The following is a 23,065-nucleotide window of genomic DNA, read 5'->3' on the forward strand; positions in this document are numbered from 1 at the left end:
TCAACTTGCCGTTCGAGAGGCGGGATGGCTCAATGCGCGAGGCGTGCAATGGGAGTTCAGATGAGACTGTTGGTGATCGGCGCCGGTGCGCTTGGCGGCTATTACGGCGCTTGCGTCATGCGGGCGGGCGGCGACGTGACCTTTCTCGTCCGCGCGAAGCGGGCCGAGCAATTGCGGCGGAACGGATTGCAGGTCGTGAGCCAGAACGGCGACTTCGCCGTGCAGCCGAAGATCATCCAGGCCAGCGATCTGAAGGCGCCATACGACGTCGTGCTCGTCGGCGTGAAGGCCTACTCGCTCGATGACGCGATGGGCCAGTTTGCCCCTGCGGTCGGCGCCAGCACGATGATCCTGCCGATCCTGAACGGGCTGAAGCATATCGATGCCCTGACCGCGCGATTCGGCGCTGAACACGTCCTGGGTGGACTGGCGAATGTCAGCGCCGGGCTCGATGCGGATGGTCGTGTCATTCAGTTCATGGCCAATCAGACGATTGTCTTCGGCGAGACCGGGGGGCCGTTGAGCGAGCGCGTGCTCGCGCTGGAGAAACTGCTCAATGTCCCCGGCATCGACGTGCGCGCCAGCGAAGCGATCATGCACGACATGTGGGAGAAATTCGTCCAGCTCAGCACGCTTGCCGGCATCACTTGCCTGATGCGCGCCAGCATCGGCGATATCCTGACGGTGCCGAAGGGCGAGGAGCAGATCTTCCGCCTGTTTGGGGAATGCTGCGCCGTCGCGACGGCCTCCGGTTTCGAGCCGAGGGCGCCGTTCATCGCGTTCGACCGGAAGCTATTTACAACGGCGAACTCGCCACTGAAGGCGTCGATGCTGCGGGATATCGAACGTGGTTCGGTTACCGAGGCCGAGCACATCCTGGGCGACATGGCCAATCGCGGCCGTGCGCTCGGCGTTGACACGCCGCTGCTGGATCTCGCCCGGGCGCATGTGGCGGCCTATGAGGTCGGGCGACAAAGGGCGGCGGGCTAACCCGCCCCGATCAGCGGAATCGCCTCGTCCCGCTCGTAGAGATAGAGCAGGCAGCGCAGCGCTTCGCCCCGCTCGCCTTTCAGCTTCGGATCGTCCTTCATGATCCGCAACGCCTCGTCGCGCGCTTGCGTGATGAGCTGGCCGTGGACTTCCGAGCGCGCGATGCGGTAGCCGGGCAGGCCACTCTGGCGCACACCGAGCACGTCGCCTTCGCCGCGCAGCTTCAGGTCCTCCTCGGCGATGCGAAAACCGTCGGTGGTCTCGCGGATCACCTTCAGCCGCGCCTTCGACATCTCGCCGAGCGGTTCTGAATAGAGCAGCAGGCAGGTCGAGGCCTCCGAGCCGCGTCCAATCCGGCCACGCAGCTGGTGCAGCTGGGCAAGGCCAAAGCGTTCGGCGTTCTCGATCACCATGATGGTCGCGGCCGGCACGTCGACGCCGACCTCGACCACGGTGGTTGCGACCAGAAGGCCGATCTCGTGCGCGGCGAACTGGCCCATCACGCGGTCCTTCTCCGTGCCCTTCATCTGGCCGTGGACGAGACCGACGCGGTCGCCGAAACGCTTTTGCAGGCTCTCGAAGCGTTTTGTCGCGTTGGTGAGGTGCTCGGTGCCTTCCGCCTCGGATTCCTCGACCAGCGGGCAGATCCAGTAGACCAGCTTGCCGGACTCGAGCGCGCGGCCGATGCCCTCCATGACCTCGCTGATCCGGCTCATCGGCACCGCACGGGTGTCGATCGGCTGGCGACCGGCGGGCTTTTCGCGCAGCTCGCTGATGTCCATATCGCCGAAATAGGTCAGCACAAGCGTGCGCGGGATGGGTGTGGCGCTCAGCACCAGTACGTCGACGGCTTCGCCCTTGGACGTCAGCGCCAGGCGCTCGCGCACGCCAAAACGGTGCTGCTCGTCGACGATGGCGAGCGCGAGATCGTGGAAGATCACGTCGTCCTGGATCAGCGCATGGGTGCCGACGAGGAGATCAATCTCGCCCTCCGCGAGTTGCTCGATGATCTCGCGCCGCTCCTTGCCTTTCTCGCGGCCGGTGAGGATCGCGACGCGCATGCCGGCCCGCTCGGCGAGGGGGGCAATGGTCTTGATGTGCTGGCGCGCCAGGATTTCGGTCGGCGCCATCAGCGCGGCCTGCTTGCCGACTTCGGCCACGGCGGCGGCGGCGAGCAGCGCCACCACGGTCTTGCCCGAGCCGACGTCGCCCTGAAGAAGCCGCAGCATGCGCACGGGCTGCTTCAGGTCGTCGGCGATGGCCGCGGCGGCGCTGCGCTGGGAGGGCGTGAGCGCATAGGGCAGGGCGTCGATGATCTTGTTGCGTAGATGCCCGTCACCGGCATTGCGCACGCCGGCCGGGCGGCGCAATTGCGCGCGGATCAGCGCGAGCGCCAATTGTCCGGCGAGCAGCTCGTCGAAGGCCAAGCGCGACCAGAACGGCTGGTCGGGCAGGATGTCCGTCATCTCGACCGGCTGATGAACCCGATGCAGCGCTTCCGCAATTGGCGGGAAGTGGCAGCGGCCCAGCACCTCCGGGCTGATCCATTCGGGGAGCGCCGGCAGCTTCTGGAGCGCCTGCGCGATCGCGCGGCGCAGCGAGCCGAGCGCGAGGCCTTCCGTCAATGGATAGACCGGATCGATGCCGGAGAGTTTTGAGATTGCCTCCTCGTCGAGCACGCGGTCGGGATGCACGATCTGCGGGATGCCGTCATACATCTGGAGCGTGCCCGAGACATAGCGCTTCTCGCCGACCGGCAGCAGCTTCTCGACATAGCCGGGCTTGGCGCGGAAGAAGGTCAGCACGACGTCGCCGGTGTCATCACCGGCATAGACCAGATAGGGCGCGCGGGAATTGCGCGGCGGGGGCGGGCGGTGGCGATCGACGGTGACCTCCAGCGTCACCATGGTTCCCTGTGCGGCGTCGCGAATCTTCGGCCGCGCCCGGCGGTCGATCACCTGGCTCGGCAGGTGCAGCAACAGATCGACCAGCCGCGGCGTCTCGTTGCGGCTGAGCAGATATTGCAACAGCTTGTCCTGCTTCGGACCGACGCCGGGGAGCGTGGTCACGGCAGCAAACAGCGGATTGAGCAGGCTGGGGCGCATGGACGCGAATCTAGGATCGTTTCGGCCCGTCATGCCCGGCTTTGTGCCGGGCATCCACGGCTTTTTTCGCCGGGCTCGCGCGGCTGGCTGCCCATGACAAATCGAGGGCTGACATGGCCGATCCGAGTGGCTATATCACCCCCGCCCGGCACGTCCGGGCTTTCGGCGTTTGACTGGAATTGAGACATGACGGGAACGACACGATCGAGCAACGGGCTGGATGACCGCCGCAAGCGGCTCCTGTTCCGCTGTTGGCACCGCGGCACGCGCGAGATGGACTTGATCCTCGGCCGCTTCGCGGATGCCGAGATCGGCAATCTGTCGGATGCTGAGCTGGTCGAACTCGAGACCTTGTTGGAGGTCAACGATCCCGATCTCTATGCCGCCATTACCGGCGACAAGGTGTTGCCGGCCGACGTCACCGGCGCGCTGTTTGCCCGCATCAAGGCGTTTCCGATCGCGGACGGCCAGTCGTGAAGCAGGGGATGAAATCTCCGGCCGAGCTGCTCACGCCCGGCCGCGCGCTGACGCTTGCCAATGTCGCGGAAGGCGCCGAAGGCCTCGTCATCTCCGATCTCGCCCGCGCCATCGCGGCGCGGCCGAAGAAGCCGGCCGTCAGCCTGGCCGTGGTCTGCCGCGACGGCGCGCGGATGCAGCAGCTCGAACGCGCGCTGCAATTCTTCGCGCCCGATCTGCCGGTTTTGATCTTCCCGGCCTGGGACTGCCAGCCCTATGACCGCGTCTCGCCGCATGGCGGCATTCTGGCGCAGCGCCTGACCACGCTGGCGCGGCTTGCCGCGCTCACCGGCAGCGACAAGCCGCTGATCGTGCTGACCACGGTGAACGCAGTCGTGCAGCGCGTGCCCGCGCGCGAGCTCGTCGCGGCGCAGGCGCTCTCGGTTGCACCCGGCAATGTCGTGCCGATGGACACCATCGTCGCCTGGCTCGAGCACAACGGCTACAACCGCTCCTCGACCGTGCGCGAGCCCGGGGAATACGCCGTGCGTGGCGGCATCCTCGATCTGTTCCCGGCCGGCCTCGACCAGCCGGTGCGCTTCGACTTCTTCGGCGACAGCCTGGAATCGATCCGCTCGTTCGATGCCGAGACCCAGCGCACGATGCTCGACATGCGCTCGCTCGATCTGGTGCCGATCTCGGAATTCCAGCTCGTCACCGACACCATCCGCCGCTTCCGCATGGGCTATGTCGCCGAATTCGGCGCGCCCGAGCGCGACGATGCGCTGTACGAGGCCGTCAGCGAAGGCCGCCGCCATCCCGGCATGGAGCACTGGCTGCCGCTGTTCCAGGACCGGATGGACACGCTGTTCGACTATCTGCAAGGCGCGGCCGTCGCGATCGAGCCGCAGGCCGAGGACGCCGTCCGCGAGCGCTTCAAGCAGATCCTCGACTATTACCAGGCCCGCCGCGAGGCGATGGAGCATCCCGGCGGCGGCGCGCTCTACAAGCCGCTGCCGCCGGATAGACTTTATCTGACCGAGGAGGAGTGGGCCAAGCGTCTGGGCGATATCCCGTTGGCCCGGCTGACGCAGTTCTCCGTGCCGGCCGATGGCACCAGCGTCGTTGATGCCGGCGCGCGCAAGGGCCGCGACTTCGCGCCGGAGCGCAACGACACCACCGTCAACGTGTTCGAGTCCGTCGTCAGCCACGTGATGGCGCTCCAGGCGCAGCGCAAGAAGGTGGTGATCGCGTTGTGGAGCGAAGGCTCGCGCGATCGCATGACCTCGATGCTGCGCGACCACAAGCTGACCCACACCACCAGCGTCAACAGCTGGCGGACGGTGCAGGCCACGCCACGCAACGAGACCATGCTCGCCGTGTTGGGCCTCGAGAGCGGTTTCGAGACCGACGAGATCGCGCTGATCAGCGAGCAGGACATTCTGGGCGACCGCCTGGTGCGTCCGCGCAAGGCCAGCCGCAAGCTCGACAATTTCATTTCGGAGGTGACGAGCCTCACCGCCGGCGACATCGTCGTTCATGTCGATCACGGCATCGGCCGCTTCATCGGTCTCCAGACACTGGACGTCGCCGGCGCGCCGCATGACTGCCTCGAGCTGCATTATGCGGCCGAAACAAAACTATTCCTGCCGGTCGAGAACATCGAGCTGCTGTCGCGCTACGGTTCCGACCAGACCACGGTCGAGCTTGACCGTCTGGGTGGCTCCGGCTGGCAGACCCGCAAGGCGAAGCTGAAGAACCGTATCCGCGAGATCGCGGGCGAGCTGATCAAGATCGCGGCCGCGCGCCATCTGCACGAGGCGCCCAAGCTGCCGGTGCAGCAGGGCCTCTATGACGAGTTCTGTGCCCGCTTCCCCTATGACGAGACCGAGGACCAGTTAGGGGCCATCGAATCCACCCTGAAGGATCTCGAGCTCGGCCGTCCCATGGACCGCCTGATCTGCGGCGACGTCGGTTTCGGCAAGACCGAAGTCGCGCTACGCGCGGCGTTCGCCGTCGCGCTCGAAGGCAAGCAGGTCGCGGTGGTGGTGCCGACCACGCTGTTGGCCCGCCAGCACGCAAAGACCTTCACAGAGCGCTTCAAGGGCTTTCCGGTCAACGTGGCGCAGGCCTCGCGCCTGGTCGCGACCAAGGAGCTCAACCTGGTCAAGAAGGGCATCGCCGATGGCTCAGTCGACATTGTCGTCGGCACCCATGCGCTGCTCGGCAAGGCGATCAAATTCCGCGACCTCGGCCTCGTCATCGTCGACGAGGAGCAGCATTTTGGCGTCACCCACAAGGAACGGCTGAAGGCGTTGCGCGCCGAGGTGCACGTGCTGACGCTGTCGGCAACGCCGATCCCGCGCACGCTGCAACTCGCGCTGACAGGTGTCCGCGAGCTCTCGATCATTGCTTCGCCCCCGGTGGATCGACTGGCGGTGCGCACCTTCGTTGCCCCGCACGATCCGCTGATGATCCGTGAGGCGCTGCTGCGCGAGCGCTATCGCGGCGGGCAGGCGTTCTACGTGGTGCCGCGCATCGACGACCTCGCCGAGGTCAAGGACTTCCTCGACAAGAACGTGCCGGAGATGAAGGTCGGCGTCGCGCACGGCCAGATGCCGCCCGCCGTGATCGAGGACATCATGACCGCGTTTTACGACGGCAAGTTCGACATCCTGCTGTCGACCACGATCGTGGAGTCAGGGCTCGACATCCCCAACGCCAATACGCTGATCGTGCATCGCGCCGACATGTTCGGCCTGGCCCAGCTCTACCAGCTGCGCGGTCGCGTCGGCCGTTCAAAATTGCGGGCGTATGCGCTGTTCACGCTGCCGGCGCAGCAGAAGATCACGGCGCAGGCCGAGCGCCGGCTCACCGTGCTGCAATCGCTGGAGACGCTCGGCGCCGGCTTCCAGCTCGCTTCCCACGACCTCGACATCCGCGGCGCCGGCAATCTGCTCGGCGAGGAGCAGTCCGGCCACATCAAGGAGGTCGGCTTCGAGCTCTACCAGTCGATGCTGGAGGAGGCGATCGTCAACCTCAAGGCCGGCGTCTCCGAGCCCGCCGCCGACCGCTGGTCGCCGACCATCACGATCGGCATGCCGGTGCTCATCCCCGAGGATTACGTCAGCGATCTCTCGGTGCGGTTGTCGCTGTACCGGCGGCTCGCCGATCTCGACAGCGAGGAGGAGATCGAGAACTTTGGCGCCGAAATGCGTGACCGCTTTGGCGTGTTGCCGGACGAGGTGCGCTATCTGTTCAAGGTTGCCGCGATCAAGGCGTTCTGCCGCCAGGCCAATGTCGAGAAGATCGATGCCGGCCCGAAGGGCGCCGTCATCACCTTCCGCGACAATTCGTTTGCCCATCCCGACCGCCTGGTGTCGTTCATCCGAAGCTACGGCCAGGCCGCAAAAGTGCGGCCCGACATGAAGGTGGTGTTCCTCCAGGATTGGGAGACTCCGGAGGAGCGGCTAGTCGGCACCACCGAGATCATGCGCCAACTTGCCCAGCTCGCGCGGAGCAAGAAGGCGGCGTAGAAGGAGATGCCGTAGGATGGGCAAAGGCGCGTTCGCGCCGTGCCCACCATCTTTCCTCGATGACGGAAGCGGTGGGCACGCTTCGCTTTGCCCACCCTACGATTCTGCCGCTGGCCAGCAGGTTTCAGCTGTAACCTGAATTACCGACGTCGAAATAGCCGTGCAACGGTGCTTCTCGATAGTGGCTTCTCGCAAGTCGGACCGGGCTGAGGGCTCGATGGGATCGACAGGGAAGCTTCACGAACATGCATGGCTCAGCAGGTCACTTCCGAAAGCAACGTGTTGCCGGCGCACATCCCGGCTCTCCGAAGGCAAAATCGAGTCTGGTGCGCAGGCTGGTTGCGGCCAAGGACGACCCCGCCAAGTGCCGGATTCGGACCTGGCTCGCGGCCCTCGATGATGAGCACCTGTCAGGCCTTGGCTTGACAGCCGGGGACATCGCGATCCTGCGCGGAGCGTGATCCCCTTGAATATCGAGCGCTCATCTCCGGGCTCATTCTGAAAACAGCGGCATTTGGCCACTTGCGGAATGATCAAACGACAGCCATGTTCGGCTCGTGGAGTTTTGGCTGAAAGAGCCTGAGTCCTGTTTGGTGCGAACCGCGACTGGTTACCAGCCGCGGTTTTTTCATACCGCAAGCGGGGCAGCCCGCTGATCGAAGCAGCAGAGGTCGCGAGCGTGTCTATCAATACCGATTCGGGCCAGGAACGCGGCGAGCACGATGACGTCATGTATCCGCAGGTGCTGCCGTTCGTATTGATCCACGTGGGATGCGCCGCGGCGATCTGGTCGGGCGTCTCGTGGCAAGCCGTTGCAATTTGCGCCGCTCTGTATTGGTTGCGCATGTTTGCGATCACTGGCGGCTATCACCGGTACTTCTCGCATCGAGCCTACGCGACGAGCCGGGTGTTCCAGTTCATCCTTGCCTTTCTGGCTCAGAGCAGCGCTCAGAAGAGTGTTCTTTGGTGGGCCGCCAAGCACCGCCATCATCATCTTCACTCGGATACGGCGCAGGACGTGCATTCGCCCCGGCACAAGGGCTTCGTGTACAGCCATGTCGGTTGGATTTTCTATCGGCAGCACGATGGGACTGACCTGGTGAAAGTCGCGGATCTGGCGTCGTATCCCGAGTTGATGTGGCTGCACAGGCTGGAGCTTTTGCCGGCGTTCGTGCTCGCGGGTCTGTGCTTCCTTGCTGCCGGGTGGTCGGGACTGGTGGTCGGATTCCTCTGGAGCACCGTGCTTCTCTATCACGCCACGTTCTGCATCAACTCTCTCGCACATGTTCACGGACGCAAGCGCTATGTGACCGGTGACGATTCCCGCAACAACTGGCTGCTCGCCCTGCTGACGATGGGCGAGGGGTGGCACAACAACCACCACGCCTATCAGGCCAGCGCCAGGCAGGGCTTCCGCTGGTACGAGATTGATCTGACCTATTATGTGTTGGTGATGCTGTCCTGGCTCGGGATTGTCCGGGATCTGAAAATGCCGCCCAGGCAAGTCTTGCGCAACGAGCATCGGTTGGGATCGCGCGTGGTCAGGCAAGCGGCCGAGCAACTCGCCGCCCGCTTCAATCCCGAACACATCGCGCAGGCGATCAGGTCGTCGATCCATGAGACCGAATTGTCGGTCCGGGACACGCTCCATCAGTTGCAGCACCAGGCCGATTTGCGCCTGTCCAGTATGCCGACCCGCGACCAATTGCTGGCTGAAGCGCAGCGCATGTTCGCCAAGACCATCTCACTGGACGACATCGTCGACCGTGCCTACGAACTCTTGCACGACTCTGGCGGCTATCTCCTGGCCGCTCCCGCTCTGGCGACCAGCGCAAAGGCGAATAGTCGCGTTTAGCGCGAGGATTACGACGCCGCGCGCGACGCGTCCGCGGACAGCCGCGCCAGCAGCGACCTTGCCGTATCCGACGATGACAGCGAGTCCACGCTGACGACCGGATCGCTCCGCATCTCGTGCTTGCCATTGGACGTGTGCCGCATCACCGCCGACAGGCGGCGCGCGATCATATGGGCGGTGCGAAAATCGGTCTCGGCGAACACGACGATCACCGAGCCGTCCTTCTGCGCCGCGCCAAAATCCATCTGCCGCATCAGACGGCTGAGGATGCGCGAGGCATCGAGCTGGGCACGGGGATTTGAGGGATCGAAAGCGAAGCGCGCCACCGACAGGCCGCCGCCGCGGGCAAGCGTCTGTTCGACCGCTTTGGCAAAATCGCGGGCGAAGGCTTCGGTCGTGAGCAGGCCACTGCGCGGATCGAGCCAGCCGCCGGCATCGATCGAGCGCAGCGTGCGGCTCAGCTGCGCTTCCATCGCGTGCTGGCGGATCAGCGGCAGCGCGTTGGCCGCGACCTTCGCCGGCTCGCCGGAGATCAGCTCGAGATTGGGCAGGTCGTAGCTCTGCGTGAGCTGGTGCGCGGTGACGACCACCGGCAGGTTGCGGAAGCGCGTATCTTCCGCGAGCACTGTGAGGAAGGCATCGGTGACTCGCGGCGTAAAGCCTTCGGCGAGCACGACGCCGTCGATGTCGCGGGTGTTGAGATGCTTTGCGGCCGCCTCGATCGAGAGCGCGCCGACGACGCCGGTGCGCTCTCCCAGGGTAACCGAGAGCGCGGGATAAGCCGCGCCACGGCCGATCAGCAGCACCATGGCATCGCGCACCGGATCGGTCTCCGGCACCGCGACCTTCGCTTCCGGCAGCCGGCGCAGCACCGTGGCGTGCAGCGTGCGAACGCGCATCGCGGCGCGTAAGCGCGCGATCAGGCGATCGGCATTGCCGCCGCGCGAAGCATAGGGAAGGGCGTTGTGGGGCAGCATGCCCTGCGGGTCCAGCGCGACCAGCGGCAGATAGAGCGGCCGGTCGGCGATTGTCTTGGCGAGCAGCGGCATGTACGGCTCGTGCCCGCCATACATCGCGGCCAGAACCGCGGCGGGCTGCACCTCGCCGACGGCGCGGGCGGCGCTGGCCCAATCGCTGTCGACGATTGGAAAGAGACGGGACTCGTCCAGCGCCGCAATGAAGGCGGGGCGCTCGGCATTGGACACAAACAGGATCGGGCCCGCCTGGGACATCAAACACTCTGATCACGCAATCGATGCTGCGCAATCTAGTTTGGCCGCCTTAATGCAGCGTCAACGAGGGAACCGAAACTGCGCCTAGACCGGCCCGGAGCGGTCGCGAAAAGCCTCGACCATCAGGGGGTTTAGCCCGAGCTCGCTGAGCGCCTCGCGGGCGCGCGCGTTGTCCTGGGCCCGTCCTGCCAGCCGGTGCCCGGAGAGACGGTCGGGCAGCGCGGTCAGAAGCGCGCCCTGGCCGAGCCGGCGCGCCCATTCCTGGAGGTCGTTGGAGAGGAAGCGGTAGCCGCCGACCGCCATGATGCCCGAGGGTGGGGCGGTGATGCAGATCGCGCCGCTGGCACGGTCGATCCGCGCGGCATAGCCGGTGTCGACATAGTCGCGCGGTGGTTGCGCCGTCAGTGTCTCGCCGACCGGTTGCGGCGGGGCGTAGGCCGCGATCGGCACCATCGGTCCGCGCAGGCCGAGCGTGCCCTTCGGGGTCAGCAGGATGTCGCCGGCAATCGAGGAGCCGGATTGCTCGCGCGGCGCGCCGTGCGGCCCCGGCATCACGGTCACCGGCGTGCCGTCCTCGCCGCGGCGGGCGCCGAACAGGCCGGCCTCGCCGAACAGATAGACGTCGGTGAGCGGCGCATGGGGCGCGATCCAGGCATCGCTGGCCGCCACCTGCTCCGGCGCACGCCAGAGGCCGATGACGTTGCGTAAAGTGGGCATCCGCGCCGTGAGATCGGAATCGCCGAGCCGCAGCGCGAGCTGCGCCGGCGCGATCAGCACGTCGCATTCATGCTCGTTGATCTGCTGCTCCAGCACTTCGCTCTCGAAGGGATGATGCAGCGCCAGCGTGCCGCCGCAGAGCAGCCACACCGCGAGCGAGGAGGCGAGGCCCGCAAACGACATCGGCATGAACGCCGCCATCACGGTCGCGCCCTGCTGGATGTCGGCTTCGAGCGACATCGCGAGCCCGCCGGCGATCAGGCTGAAATGCGGCCTCGGCACCGGGCGAAAGCCCTCCGCCGTGACATCGAAGGAGATCATCGCCGCCTTGCGGCCGTCCTGGATCACGGCGCGGGTCGTGCCGGGCGGACGAGCCATCACCTCGTCGAGCGAGCCCATGCCTTCGGGCAGGTCGGGCCCGAAACCGAAGACGTGGCGGATCGAGAAGGCCTCTGCAGCCGCGTGCATCGCGAGATCGGAATAGCTGATGCCGTCGACCTTGCTCATGGTGACGATGGCGCGCGCCGCGGTACGGTTCAGTGCCGCCGTCAGCTCGGCATGCCGCCAGAGCAGCGGCAGCACAGCGACGACGAGGCCGGCGCGATGGGCGGCGAGTACCGTCAGCACGAACTCGACGGTCGCAGGCAGCTGAATCGCGATGACGGAATTGGCCGGCAGCCCTGATTCGACGAAATGCGCCGACAGCGCTTCGATCGCCGTATCGGCTTCGGCATAGGTCATCCGCCGCGGCTGGTGCCCGGTCACGCGCGCCTTGTTGATGGGGTCGAGCAGAGCGAGCGCGTGCGGCTGCCGCGTCAGCGTGCGCTGGAACAGCGTGTCGAGCGTCGGCGATACGGCGGGCTGGTTCACGGCGTCACTTCGATTGGCTGGCTTGAGGCTCACCCTTCGACCACCAGGTCTCCGGCAGATAGCCGGACAGCGCAGTGGTCGATGGTCGTTCTATCCGATTCCAGCGCGCGATCCATTGCTCGGATACGTTAAACAGGGGGATTGTGTAGAAGCCCGCGATCAGGGCCCGGTCGAGCGCCCGCACCGCCGAGACGAAATCCGTATGATCACGGGCCTCGAGCAGGGCTCCGATCATGGCATCGATCGCTGGATCCTTCGCGCCCATGTAGTTGCGGGTGCCTGGATTGTCCGCGGCAGCGCTCCCCCAGTAGAAATATTGCTCATTGCCGGGCGAGAGCGACTGGTCCCAGCGGTTCTGGATCATGTCGAACTCGTAACTGAGCCGGCGCTGGTCGAATTGCACGGGATCGACCGAGCGCACGCTGGGCTCGATGCCGGCGCGCTTGAGGTCGCGCTGGAAGGCGAGCGCGACCCGCTCCTGGTCGCGGGTCGTCACCAGCATCTCGAAGGTGAAGGGCGCTTTCGTCGCGCGGTTGCGCAGCACGGTGCCGTCGAGATCGTAACCAGCCTCCGACAGCAGCTTTAGCGCCGCGCGCAGCGTGTTGCGGTCGCGCCCCGAGCCGTCGGTGACGGGCAGGCGGTAGCTGCCGTCCATGATGTCGGGCGGGATCTGCGCGGCAAAGGGTTTTAACAGCTGGCGCTCGCGCGCATCGGCGGGGCGGGCATAGGCCGAGAGGTCCGAGCCTGCGAAATAGCCGGCGACGCGCGAATAGAGGCCGAAGAAATAGTTGCGGTTGACCAGCTCGAAATCGAACAGCAGCGTCAGCGCCTGACGCACGCGGATGTCGGCGAAGATCGGACGCCTGGTGTTGAACACCAGAAACTCGGACGGCTGCGGCACGCCGAGCTTGATGGTGTCGCGGGTCAATTCGCCGCTCTTGGCGGCCGGAAAATCGTAGCCATCGTGCCAGCGCAACGGCTCGTTCTCGACGCGGAAATCATAGAGGCCACGCTTGAAGGCTTCGAACTGGCCATTGGCTTCGCGAAAATAGTCGAGCCTGACCTCGTCGAAATTGTAGAGCCCGCGATTGAAAGCGAGGTCACGGCCCCAATAGTCGGGATTGCGTGTCAACGTCACGCTGACGCCGGGCTTCACCGCGGTCACCCGGTACGGGCCCGAGCCGACCGGGCCTGTCAGTGTCGTCTCCTCGAAGGTCGCAACGTCAACCGCATGCTTCGGCAGGATCGGCATCAGGCCGAGGATCAGCGGCAGCTCGCGATCATTGGCGCCTGTGAGGTCGAAGCGGACGGTGAGGGGATCCGTCGCCTCGGCCTTCGCGGCCTTGGCGTAATATTGCCGGAGGTTCGGGCGGCCGTGGTCGCGCAGCAGCTGCCAGGAGAACAGCACGTCTTCGGCCGCGACCTGCTTGCCGTCGGAGAAGCGGGCGCGCGGATCGATGCGGAACGTGACATAGCTTCGCGCGTCGTCGGTCTCGACGGTCTTGGCGAGCAGCCCATAGAGCGTGAACGGCTCGTCCTGGCCGCGCGCCAGCAGGCTCTCGACCACGTAGTTGCGGATCGGCTGTACCGCCAATCCCTTCACGATGAACGGATTGAGGCTGTCGAAGGTGCCGAGGATACCCCAGGTCAGCCGGCCACCCTTGGGCGCGTCCGGATTTGTGTAGGGCATGTGAGTGAAATCGGCCGGCATCGCCGGCTTGCCGTGCATCGCGATCGCATGGGCTTCCTCGGCCCGCGCGCCGGCTGCCGACAGCGCGATGGCGAGGAGCAAGGCGAGGCTGCAAAAATGGACGCCGGGGCCCTCGAGCAGGCGCAGGAACATGAACATCTGTACACGCTGATTCGAGGACCGGCGGGGCCTGAATCCTATCACAGGGATTTCACTGAGCCCCCGCCGGGATGCAGTCAAACACGCTTGTTGGCATTGATCTTTCCGTCGGCCACGCTAAGAAGGCACCCAATCGCGCGGGAGCGCCGAGCCCGTCACTTATCTGCCTCAATTGACGGGGAGAGAGCCGCGCCAAGGCGGCTCGGTTCGGCGCTTCGGAGCGGTTCGGGGCACGTCCCGTTCAGAAAGGGTTTTCCGCAATGAATTTCCGTTACTTGGCCGCGTCCGTCCGGCCGCGCGGGCGACTTCTCGCCCTGTTGACGGCGACGGCGTTGGCCGTTCCGTTTGCCGCCGAAGCCCAGACCCCCGCGCCGGCTCCGGGCGCGCCCAAGGCGGCGCCGAAGGCGGCTCCGAAGGCTGCCCCCAAGGCTCCGGCCGCAGCTCCGGCGCCCCAGGCCCAGCAGGCCCCGGCCCAGCAGGGCGCTCCGGCAGCGCAAGGCGGCCAGCCGGCCGATCAGCAGATCCAGCTGATCTACGCGCCCTGGACCAAGTTCTGCCTCAAGGGCCAGGACGCCAATGCCAAGCAGGTCTGCTTCACCGGCAAGGACGGTCGCATCGAATCGGGCCAGCCGGTCATCGCGGCCGTGATCATCGAGCCGGAAGGCGAGCCCAAGAAGATCCTGCGCGTAACGCTGCCGCTCGGCATGCAGCTCGTGCACGGCACCCGCATCATCGTCGACAACAATGCGCCGTTGCAGAGCCCGTACGTGATTTGCTTCCAGAACGGCTGTATGTCCGACTACGAGGCGACGCCCGAACTCATCGCCAACATGAAGAAGGGTCAGAACCTCGTGGTGCAGGCGATCAACGCCAATGGTGCGCCGCTGACCCTGCCGTTGCCGCTCGCCAGCGAATTCCAGAAGGCCTATGACGGTCCGCCGACCGATCCGAAGGTGTTCGAGGAAACCCAGAAGAAGCTCCAGGAAGAGCTTCAGAAGAAGGCGGACGAGCAGCGCAAGAAGCTCGAGCAGCAGGGTGGCGCGCCTGGCGCAGCTCCGACTGGTTCGAAGTAAGCGGTCTCACATCCCGGACAATGAAAAAGGCGCTCGGTTCGAGCGCCTTTTTTGTTGGGCGATCTGTTTACCTCTCCCCGGCGGAGAGAGCTGAACGCTGCGGCGATCGCAAGAGTCTCGTCGCGACTTAGTTCAGCGACGGATTGCGCGGGCGGTAGCCGCCATCCTTGTTCTTGATGAAGATCTCGGCCACCTGCGAATGCCGGATCGGCTCGCCCGACTCGTCAGGCAACAGGTTCTGCTCGGAGACGTAAGCGACGTACTCGGACTCCGCGTTCTCCGCGAGCAGGTGATAGAACGGCTGGTCCTTGTGCGGCCGCACCTCCTCGGGGATCGACAGCCACCACTCCTCGGTGTTGTTGAATTCCGGATCGATGTCGAAAATCACCCCCCGGAACGAGAAGATCCGGTGGCGAACGACCTGTCCGATCTGGAATTTGGCGGTCCGCGCTTTAATCATCCCCCGTCGATAGACCAGGATTGTGGCCGATGCTAGTGCCGACATTTGGAATTAACGTGCGCGTTAGGGGCAGATAGCCCCCAAGCCTTCAGAAAATACTTGATCAATGGTCGATATCCTCAATCTGGCATTACCTTATTTCGGCTTGATATTCGTCGGTTTCGCCTGCGGCAAGGCCAAGTCGCTGCCGGAATCGGGCCTCGCCTGGATGAACTTCTTCCTGCTCTACGTGTCGTTGCCGGCGTTGCTGTTCGCAATCATGTCGAAGACGCCGTTCTCGGAGCTGAACAACCCGCCGTTCCTGGTCGCCACCACGCTGTCGACGATTGCGGCGTTCACCATCGCGCTCGTCGTCGGCAAGCTTCTCGGCAAGCTGACGCTGCGCGAGGCGACGCTTGCGGGCCTCTCCGGCGGCTACGACAATATCGGCTACATGGGACCGGGGCTTGCGCTCGCGGTGCTCGGGCCTAAGGCGGCGGCGCCGACCGCGCTGATCTTCTGCTGCGACAGCATCTTCCTGTTCTCGATCGTGCCGCTTCTGATCGAGCTCTCGGACCGCGATCATCCCTCGCTCGTGCACGCCTTCGGCGTCGTGGCGAAGCAGATCGTGCTCAACCCGCTGATCATGTCGGCCTGCTTTGGCGCGGCTGTCGCGGCACTGCATATCGAACTGCCGGTCGCGCTCGACCGCACCATCACCTTCCTTCAGAACGCAGCCGCGCCGACCGCGCTGTTCGTGCTCGGCGTGACAGTGGCGCTGCGGCCGTTTGATCGCGTGCCATGGGAGGTGCCGGGTGTGATCGCGGTCAAGCTCCTGATCCATCCGCTTGCCTCGTTCGCGCTGATGCTGGCGTTCGGCCCGTTCGCGCAGCCCTGGGCCGCGACCGCCGTGCTGATGGCCTCGCTGCCGCCGGCGCTGAACGTGTTCGTCATCGCCCGGCAGAACGATGCCTGGATCGAGCCTGCCTCCGTTGCCGTGCTGCTCGGGACGTTTGCGTCGGTGGTCACGCTGACCAGCGTGATGTGGTTGCTCCAGGCCGGTCGGCTGGTGTTTCCGTGACGGAGGCGGCTCGTTCTTGCGTCATGGTGCTGCGGCCCGTGCGGCGAGAAAGGCCTGATTCAGGTGTGCACGCATGCGGGTCGATGCCAGCTGAGCGTTGCCCTCGGCAATGGCCTCGATGATCGCAAGGTGCTCGCGGCACCATTCGCGGACGCGCCGGCTGTCGAAATAGCTGCCGAACTCGAGCAGGCGCCGCAACCGGTTCTGGTACTGGATGGCCTGCGCAAAAAAGGCGTTGCCGCAGAACTCGGCGCACATCTCGTGGAATGCGGCATCGGTTTCGAACAATTGCGTGCTGGAGATCGCGGCGATGTCGGGATGCGAGGCGAGATACAAATGTTGCAGCCGCATCCGTTCGATCGCGGCGAGGTCCGGCTTGAACGTCGGCAGCAGAAGGCCTGAGGGCTCGAGCGTCAGTCGAAATTCGTAACTGGCGCGAAGCGAGACGAGGGAGTCGAGCGTCGGCAGGAAGCTCCAGCCATGCCCCTGCTTGCGCGCGATCAGGCCGTCTTCGGCGAGCCGCGCAAGGGTGCGCGCCAGCGCCGTGCGGTCGACATCGTAGCGCCGCGCGACCTCGCTCTGTGTAATGGAGTTCGGAATGCGATGCGCGAGGCGATCGCGGACGAGCCTCGTGTAAAGCTCCTCGTCGATCGTCGAGGGGACTTCGATCTCGATCCGGTGCAGGGATTCGAACGGCTTTCGCAGGAAGAACCCATGGTTCTTCCGCGTCTCCACGATACCGCGGTCGGCCAGCAGATCGAGCGCGGACCTGATCGGCGTCCGCGAGACACCGATCAGGTCCGCAAGCTGCTGCTCGCGCAGATGATGGCCGGGCTCGAGCCTGGCGTTCCGGATGACATCGAGAATCTGATTGGCGAGGCGAAAGCGACTTTGTTGCGTTGACCGCGCCATGAAAGGGGCTCTCGGATCCGTCCTGAAGTACAAATTGTAGTTGCGGATACAATAGCCGCAGGCCGCGATCCGCGCCAAAGCGCCATTGACCAAGCGTTGGTCAGCGAATGCCCGCTGAACAGGCTTGACGTCAAAGGCGGCAAAGATTGTATAATAACCAACAATAGAACAATCAAGTCAGGAGCTGACCGATGTCTCGTTTGCGCCTTGTCTGCGGAGTCCTGTCGCTTGTTCTGTCCGGGCCGGTGCTGGCCGCGGATCTGTCCTCGGTCTCGCTGATCGAGAAGGGCGCGCTAACCTACGGCGTTGCCGGCACCTTTTCGCCGTTTGAATTTCAGAAGGACGGCAAGCTGTCCGGCTTCGACATCGACATGATCGGTCTTTTGACCAAGAAGCTCGGTGTCGAGGCCAAGCCGATGAACATGGAGTTCAAGGGGCTGATCGTCGCGCTGCAAGGCGGTCGCCTCGATCTCATCAACTCCGCCATGTACATCAACGAGCAGCGCGCCGGCCAGGTCGACTTCGTTCCCTATCTGAAGATCGGCACGCTCGTGGTGGTGCAGGCCAGCAATCCCGCCAAGATTACCGGTCGCGACGAGTCCCTCTGCGGCAAGACCATCGCTGTGACGCTCGGCGGCATCCAGGAGAGCTACGCGCGCCAGGACGACCAGCGCTGTCGCGACAAGGGGCTTGCCGCCGTCAACGTGATGACGCTCCCCACGGCGCAGGATTCGGCGCTGACGCTGCGGCAAGGACGGGCGGATGTTGTGTTCAATTCGACGCCGGGCGTGGTTGAGCTGATGGACAAGGTGCCGGGCGTCTACGCCGTAGCCGGCTCGGAGTTCGAGGCCAATACGCAGATTGGCATCGCGGTGCGCAAGGGCGATACTGCCATGAAGTCGGCGGTCGAAGCCGCGCTCAAGGAGATCGTCGCCGACGGCTCCTACAAGAAGCTGATCGAAACCTGGAAATTTCCCGCCTCGGTGTCGCTGTTCGACTAAAGGAACCGGCCGATGTCCATCGAGCTTGTCCTGAAATATCTGACCTCGCCGAACTTCCTGCGCGGCGCGGAGATGACGCTGCTGCTCACGCTCGCCTCGCTGGTCTTCGGCGTTCTGATCGGTCTCGTGCTCGCGCTGATCCAGGAGAGCCAGACGCGGATCGGCACCGTTGTGACGGTCGCCTACCTCTGGCTGTTCCGTGGTACGCCCGTGCTGTTCCAGATCATCTTCATCTACAACGTGCTGCCGTCGTTCGGCATTAAGCTTTCGGCGTTCATATCCGCGGTGCTGGCGCTCTCGCTGAACGAGGGCGCCTATATGGCGGAAATCCTGCGCTCGGGCCTTCAGGCCGTGAAGAAGGGGCAGCGCACCGCCGGTCTCGCGCTCGGCATGACCCGAACCGAGGTGATGCGCCACGTCGTGATTCCCCAGGCCGCGCGGATCGTGCTGCCGCCGATCGGCAACCAGATGATCGGCATGCTGAAGCTCAGCGCGCTCGTCTCTGTGATCGCCGTGGAGGAGCTGCTGCTGGTCGCGAACCAGACGGCGAGCGCCGACTTCCGCTACTTCGAGGCGCTGACCGCGGCCGGCATCTACTATCTCGCGATGACCACGGTCTTCATGGGTCTCCAGATCCTCATGGAAATCGCTCTCGATCCCAAGAAGCGGCGGGGCATGCGCCGGCTTTCGTTGACCGAGCGGATGCTCGGCACATCGAAGATTCTGGCGGTGCGGTAGCGGCATGCAGCACCTCCTCGAGATCGTCGGGATCACCAAGAGTTTTGGCGCGACGCAGGTCCTGAAGACCTGCACGCTGGCAGTCGATCCGTCCGAGACGGTTGTCGTGATCGGTCCGTCGGGGTCCGGCAAGTCGACGCTGCTGCGCTGCGTCAACCTGCTGGAAACGGTCGACAGCGGCGACATCTTCTTCGAAGGCGAGAACATCACGCGCGCCCGGCGTACGGCCCATTTGCTGCGCCGGCAGATCGGCATGGTGTTCCAGAACTTCGAATTGTTCGCCCATCTGTCGGCCGTCGAGAATGTCATGCTCGCACCGGTCAAGATTCTCGGAATCAGCCGCGCCGACGCCCACGACATCGCGGCCGACCTTCTCCTCAAAGTGCAGATCCCCGAGAAGGCGGACGCCTTCCCGGACGAGCTGTCCGGCGGCCAGCAGCAGCGCGTCGCCATTGCGCGCGCGCTCGCGATGCGGCCCAAGCTGATGCTGTACGACGAGCCGACCTCCGCGCTCGATCCGGAAATGATCCGTGAGGTGATCGACGTCATGGCAACGCTCAGTGCCGAAGGCATGACCAGCATCGTGGTCACCCATGAGATGGGATTCGCCCGGCGAGCGGCCGACAGGATCGTGTTCATGGAGCATGGAGAGATCATCGAGAGCGCGCCGAGCGACCGGTTCTTCGGCGGCACGGTCAACGACCGGACGCAGCGCTTTCTCGACCAGATCCTCCACTAAATCCCGATATCCGGAATCTCCCGATGTTCAGTTCTCCCGACGTGCCACGCATGAAGCACGAGCTCGCAAGGCTCGTTGCGATCGACACGCAGAACCCGCCAGGTCGCGAGGCGCCGGCCGCGGATTATCTGCATGAGCTGCTCGCGTCCGAAGGCTTCGACGTGCTGGAGCAGGAGTACAAGCCGGGACGCGTCAATGTCGTCGCTCGGCTCGATAACGGCGCCGGACCGGTTTTCGCCTTCAACACTCATATGGATGTGGTGCCTGCCGGCGAAGGCTGGTCCTCCGATCCGTTTGGCTTGACCGAGAAGGACGGACGGCTCTACGGCCGCGGCGCCTGCGACTGCAAAGGGCCGTTGGTGGCAATGCTGGAGGCCATGCGCATGCTGGCCGGCGATCGCACGGCATGGTCGGGCACGCTGCTTGGCGTGTTCGTCGCGGATGAGGAGATCGCCAGCGAGGGCGCCAGGTTCTACGCCGCGGGGCATCCCAGGATCGACGCGGCCGTGATCGGCGAGCCGACATCGAATGCGGTCTTCTCGGCGCACAAGGGCAGCCTGCGGCCGATCGTGCGGGTGCACGGCGTGTCGGCGCATTCCGGAACGCCGCACCTCGGCGAGAACGCGATCTACCGCGCCGGCGAACTGCTCGGGCTCATTGCCGAGCATCACGACAAGGTGGTCCGTCACCGCAACCATCCGCTGGTCGGGGCGGCCAGCCTCACGGTCACCAGGATCAATGGCGGCCACGCCGACAATGTGCTGCCCGGCGCCTGCGATCTGCTGCTCGATCGCCGGATGGTGCCGGGCGAAGATGAGGATGCGGTCAAGCGCGAGATCGGAGAGCTCCTCGTGGTCGCGCGCGCGCGTTTTGGCCTGCGCGCCGAGATCGTCGACTACAAGGCGACGACGGGCGGGGCGACGGAGACGGCGCCGGACAGTGCGATCGTGCACGCGAGCCTTGCGGCGAGCGGGGCTCATGGTGTGGCCAGGCCGGGTCCATTCGGCTTCCAGGGCGCCTGCGATCTCGTGCATTTCACTGGTGCCGGTGCGCAGGGGACCGTGATCGGCCCCGGCGATCTCGCCGTCGCCCACAAGCCCGACGAGTTCGTGCCCGTCGATGAATTCATCACCGCCAGCCTGATCTATCGCGACGTGGCGAAAGCCATGCTGCGCAACTAGGACCCGCACGCTTGCGCGTTTCACTGCACTTGGCCGATCTGCACTATGGCGGCGGGCTCGTCCTGCACACCGCCTCGTCGGGCAGCATTGCCTCCCTGAAGGAAGTTTACCTGCGGCTCGATGACGGCGAGACGGCCGGAATCGGCGAGGTCAGGGCCAACATCGCCTATCTCAACGGCTATGACGAGAGCACCGTGGTGCAGTCCGTCATCGCCGCAATTCGCGACGTCGACTGGCGCCGCGATCCGCTCGACCTGATCGCGATGATGACGCTCTGGGAGACACCGTACATCGCGCCAGTCCGTACGCTGATTGATTGCGCGTTGCACGATCTCGTCGCGCGCCGGGAGCGCAAGACCGTTGCCGCCTGGCTCGGCGCCACCGCGCAGGATGTGATCTGCAAGACCAACCAGACCCTGTTCTGGTCCTCGTACGAAGACTTCCTCGCCCAGGCGCAGGCCTATGTCGATCGCGGCTACACGGATCTCAAGGTGCGCATCGCCGTCGGAGATTTTGCCGAGGATCTGCGCCGCGTCGCCGCATTGCGGAAGCGTTTCGGCGGGCGAGTGAAGATCGCAGCCGATGCGAACGGACGCTGGAGCCTCGACGAGGCGCTGGCAAAGCTCGACGCGCTCGCTGTGTACGATCTCGTCTATGTCGAGCAGCCGGTGCCGGCCGGCGATTGGGTTGCCGTCGATGAGCTCGCGCGGAGAAGCCCGATTGCGGTGATGCTCGACGAGAGCATCGCCAGCGCGAGCGATGTCGCACGGATATGTGCCTATGAGGGGCGGGTGTTTGCGCATCTCAAGCTGGTGAAGCTCGGCGGCATTGCGCCGACGGTCGCGGCCGCACGGAAGCTGTCTCAGGCCGGCGTGCCCTTCATGATCGGCCAGATGAACGAAGGAGCCGCGGCCACCGCGGCGGCACTGCACGTCGCCTGCGCGACCATGCCTGCATTCGCCGAACTCTACGGGGCCGACGGACTCATCGATGATCCGGCCTCGGGCATCTCCTACACCGCCGGGGCAGTCCAAGCGGAACGCGCCCCTGGCCTTGGCGTCGAGTTCGACGCCGCCACCACCAAGCTTATCGGAGACTACAGATATGACTAGCGCCAGCGTGCAGCAGGGCTCTGAATCGGCATTTCCGAAGCATGAGTATGATGGACGGGTCGCGCGTGCGCGCGCGCTGCTCGCCAAGGCCGGCATCGACGTCATGGTCGTCACTGGTCCCGAGAACATCTTCTACCTCACCGGACAGCAGACGCCGGGTTACTACACCTTCCAGGCGCTGGTCCTGCCGGTCGACGGCGAGCCGGCCTTCGTCGTCCGGCAGCTCGAATATTTCAACTTCATCGCAAACACCTTCATTGCCAATGCGCAGGTCTACCAGGACGGCGACCAGCCGGTGAATTTCCTGGTGAACGTCATCAAGGATCGCGGCTGGGCGTCGCAGCGCATCGCGATCGACAAGCGCGGCTGGTTCTTACCGGTCGCAACTTACGAAGCGCTCCAGGACAAGCTTGGGACGGTCCACGACGGGGCAGGGATCATCGAGCAACTCCGCATCGTCAAGTCGGCGGCCGAGCTGGAGAAAATCACCACGGCCGCGTCCTATGTTGAGGCCGGCATGCGCGCAGGCCTTGCGGCGGTGAAGTCTGGTGCGAGCGAAAACGATCTCGTCTCCGCCATGGTGGGAACGTCGATCGCCGCGGGCTCCGAATATGTCGGCATGGAGCCGCTGGTCTCCGTCGGCCGCCGTAGCGGCGTGCCGCACGGCACCTGGCGGCGCGGGCGAATCGGAGCCGACGATCCCGCGTTCCTGGAGATGGCCGCGAGCCACGATCGCTACCACGCCGCGCTGATGCGCAGCGCCTGGATTGGCGCCATGCCGCAGCGCGCGATCGACATGGAGAAGACCTGTCAGGAGGGGCTTTCCGCGGCGCTCGAAGCGATCAAGCCGGGTGCGCCCTGCGAGGCGCCGCACCTGGCCTGTCAGCGGATCATCGATCGCGCCGGCTATACCGAGAACTTCAAGAAGCGCGTCGGCTACAGCATCGGTATCGCCTTCGCGCCCGATTGGGGCGAGGGCGGCGTGCTCAGCCTGTACACGGGCGTGACCACCGAATTGCGCCCGGGCATGACGTTCCATCTCCCGGTCGCAATGCGGGATTTCGGCCAGTTCACCGTCGGCGTCAGCGAGACGGTCATCGTCACCGAAACAGGTTGCCGGCCACTCAGCGCCATTGCCCGCTCCATCCTGCGGGTGGCCGGCTGATGGGATAGAAAATG

Annotated in this window: 18 protein-coding genes; 12 read left to right on the forward strand and 6 right to left on the reverse strand. The window is 65.1% G+C overall.

Going from position 1 to position 23,065, the window contains the following annotated elements:
- Positions 1-60 precede the first annotated feature (60 nt).
- A complete protein-coding gene (gene panE / locus IC761_RS17845) occupies positions 61-990 on the forward strand; it encodes a 2-dehydropantoate 2-reductase (RefSeq protein WP_195804483.1) in 930 nt (309 codons plus the stop codon).
- On the opposite strand, the gene recG is transcribed toward panE, so the two are convergent.
- Positions 987-3,095: an ATP-dependent DNA helicase RecG gene (gene recG, locus IC761_RS17850; RefSeq protein ID WP_195804484.1), complete on the reverse strand. Its 2,109-nt coding sequence runs from the start codon at positions 3,093-3,095 to the stop codon at positions 987-989. The two genes, panE and recG, sit on opposite strands and share 4 nt — an antisense overlap.
- Positions 3,096-3,281: 186 nt before the next feature.
- On the opposite strand from recG, the gene IC761_RS17855 reads away from it, so the two are divergent.
- From IC761_RS17855 to IC761_RS17865, 3 genes are all read left to right on the forward strand, one after another.
- Positions 3,282-3,572 (forward strand): FAD assembly factor SdhE, encoded by a 291-nt coding sequence (locus IC761_RS17855; RefSeq protein WP_195804485.1) that lies wholly within the window; start codon positions 3,282-3,284, stop codon positions 3,570-3,572.
- The gene (gene mfd / locus IC761_RS17860; RefSeq protein ID WP_195804486.1) at positions 3,569-7,087 is read left to right on the forward strand and encodes a transcription-repair coupling factor; all 3,519 of its coding nucleotides are present in this window, start codon (positions 3,569-3,571) and stop codon (positions 7,085-7,087) included. The genes IC761_RS17855 and mfd overlap by 4 nt, the downstream gene beginning before the upstream one ends.
- Positions 7,088-7,817: 730 nt before the next feature.
- A complete protein-coding gene (locus IC761_RS17865; RefSeq protein WP_195804689.1) occupies positions 7,818-8,942 on the forward strand; it encodes an acyl-CoA desaturase in 1,125 nt (374 codons plus the stop codon).
- Positions 8,943-8,950: 8 nt separating this feature from the next.
- Here IC761_RS17865 and IC761_RS17870 read toward each other — a convergent pair whose 3' ends face one another.
- From IC761_RS17870 to IC761_RS17880, 3 genes are all read right to left on the reverse strand, one after another.
- Positions 8,951-10,174 carry a GGDEF domain-containing protein gene (locus IC761_RS17870; RefSeq protein WP_195804487.1) on the reverse strand — a complete coding sequence of 408 codons (1,224 nt, stop codon included), beginning with the start codon at positions 10,172-10,174 and terminating at the stop codon, positions 8,951-8,953.
- An 84-nt stretch (positions 10,175-10,258) separates the two neighbouring features.
- Positions 10,259-11,761 (reverse strand): AMP-binding protein, encoded by a 1,503-nt coding sequence (locus IC761_RS17875; protein WP_195804488.1) that lies wholly within the window; start codon positions 11,759-11,761, stop codon positions 10,259-10,261.
- A gap of 4 nt (positions 11,762-11,765) precedes the next feature.
- On the reverse strand, positions 11,766-13,610 hold the full coding sequence (locus tag IC761_RS17880; RefSeq protein ID WP_195804489.1) for an extracellular solute-binding protein: 1,845 nt from the start codon (positions 13,608-13,610) through the stop codon (positions 11,766-11,768).
- Positions 13,611-13,870: 260 nt separating this feature from the next.
- Between IC761_RS17880 and IC761_RS17885 the strand changes: the two genes are divergently transcribed.
- A complete protein-coding gene (locus IC761_RS17885) occupies positions 13,871-14,683 on the forward strand; it encodes an invasion associated locus B family protein (protein WP_195804490.1) in 813 nt (270 codons plus the stop codon).
- 127 nt (positions 14,684-14,810) lie between these two features.
- On the opposite strand, the gene hspQ is transcribed toward IC761_RS17885, so the two are convergent.
- Positions 14,811-15,143 carry a heat shock protein HspQ gene (gene hspQ, locus IC761_RS17890; protein ID WP_018317973.1) on the reverse strand — a complete coding sequence of 111 codons (333 nt, stop codon included), beginning with the start codon at positions 15,141-15,143 and terminating at the stop codon, positions 14,811-14,813.
- 106 nt (positions 15,144-15,249) lie between these two features.
- Between hspQ and IC761_RS17895 the strand changes: the two genes are divergently transcribed.
- Positions 15,250-16,203 carry an AEC family transporter gene (locus IC761_RS17895; protein WP_195804491.1) on the forward strand — a complete coding sequence of 318 codons (954 nt, stop codon included), beginning with the start codon at positions 15,250-15,252 and terminating at the stop codon, positions 16,201-16,203.
- Between the two features lie 21 nt (positions 16,204-16,224).
- Here the strand turns inward: IC761_RS17895 and IC761_RS17900 are convergent, their stop codons facing one another.
- The gene (locus IC761_RS17900; protein ID WP_195804492.1) at positions 16,225-17,115 is read right to left on the reverse strand and encodes a GntR family transcriptional regulator; all 891 of its coding nucleotides are present in this window, start codon (positions 17,113-17,115) and stop codon (positions 16,225-16,227) included.
- A gap of 191 nt (positions 17,116-17,306) precedes the next feature.
- On the opposite strand from IC761_RS17900, the gene IC761_RS17905 reads away from it, so the two are divergent.
- The 6 genes from IC761_RS17905 to IC761_RS17930 are packed head-to-tail and all read left to right on the forward strand — an operon-like array spanning position 17,307 to position 23,051.
- Positions 17,307-18,116, forward strand: coding sequence for an ABC transporter substrate-binding protein (locus IC761_RS17905; RefSeq protein ID WP_195804493.1), 810 nt, complete (start codon positions 17,307-17,309; stop codon positions 18,114-18,116).
- Between the two features lie 12 nt (positions 18,117-18,128).
- Entirely contained in the window at positions 18,129-18,854 is a 726-nt protein-coding gene (locus IC761_RS17910; RefSeq protein ID WP_195804494.1) for an amino acid ABC transporter permease, read from the forward strand.
- 4 nt (positions 18,855-18,858) lie between these two features.
- Positions 18,859-19,593 (forward strand): amino acid ABC transporter ATP-binding protein, encoded by a 735-nt coding sequence (locus IC761_RS17915; protein ID WP_195804495.1) that lies wholly within the window; start codon positions 18,859-18,861, stop codon positions 19,591-19,593.
- 23 nt (positions 19,594-19,616) lie between these two features.
- Positions 19,617-20,774: a M20 family metallopeptidase gene (locus tag IC761_RS17920; RefSeq protein ID WP_195804496.1), complete on the forward strand. Its 1,158-nt coding sequence runs from the start codon at positions 19,617-19,619 to the stop codon at positions 20,772-20,774.
- Positions 20,775-20,785: 11 nt separating this feature from the next.
- Positions 20,786-21,886 carry a mandelate racemase/muconate lactonizing enzyme family protein gene (locus tag IC761_RS17925; protein WP_195804497.1) on the forward strand — a complete coding sequence of 367 codons (1,101 nt, stop codon included), beginning with the start codon at positions 20,786-20,788 and terminating at the stop codon, positions 21,884-21,886.
- Positions 21,879-23,051, forward strand: coding sequence for a M24 family metallopeptidase (locus IC761_RS17930; RefSeq protein ID WP_195804498.1), 1,173 nt, complete (start codon positions 21,879-21,881; stop codon positions 23,049-23,051). The genes IC761_RS17925 and IC761_RS17930 overlap by 8 nt, the downstream gene beginning before the upstream one ends.
- Positions 23,052-23,065: the final 14 nt, after the last annotated feature.

Source organism: Bradyrhizobium commune (genome assembly GCF_015624505.1).
In the GTDB taxonomy this organism is placed as follows: Bacteria; Pseudomonadota; Alphaproteobacteria; order Rhizobiales; family Xanthobacteraceae; genus Bradyrhizobium; species Bradyrhizobium commune.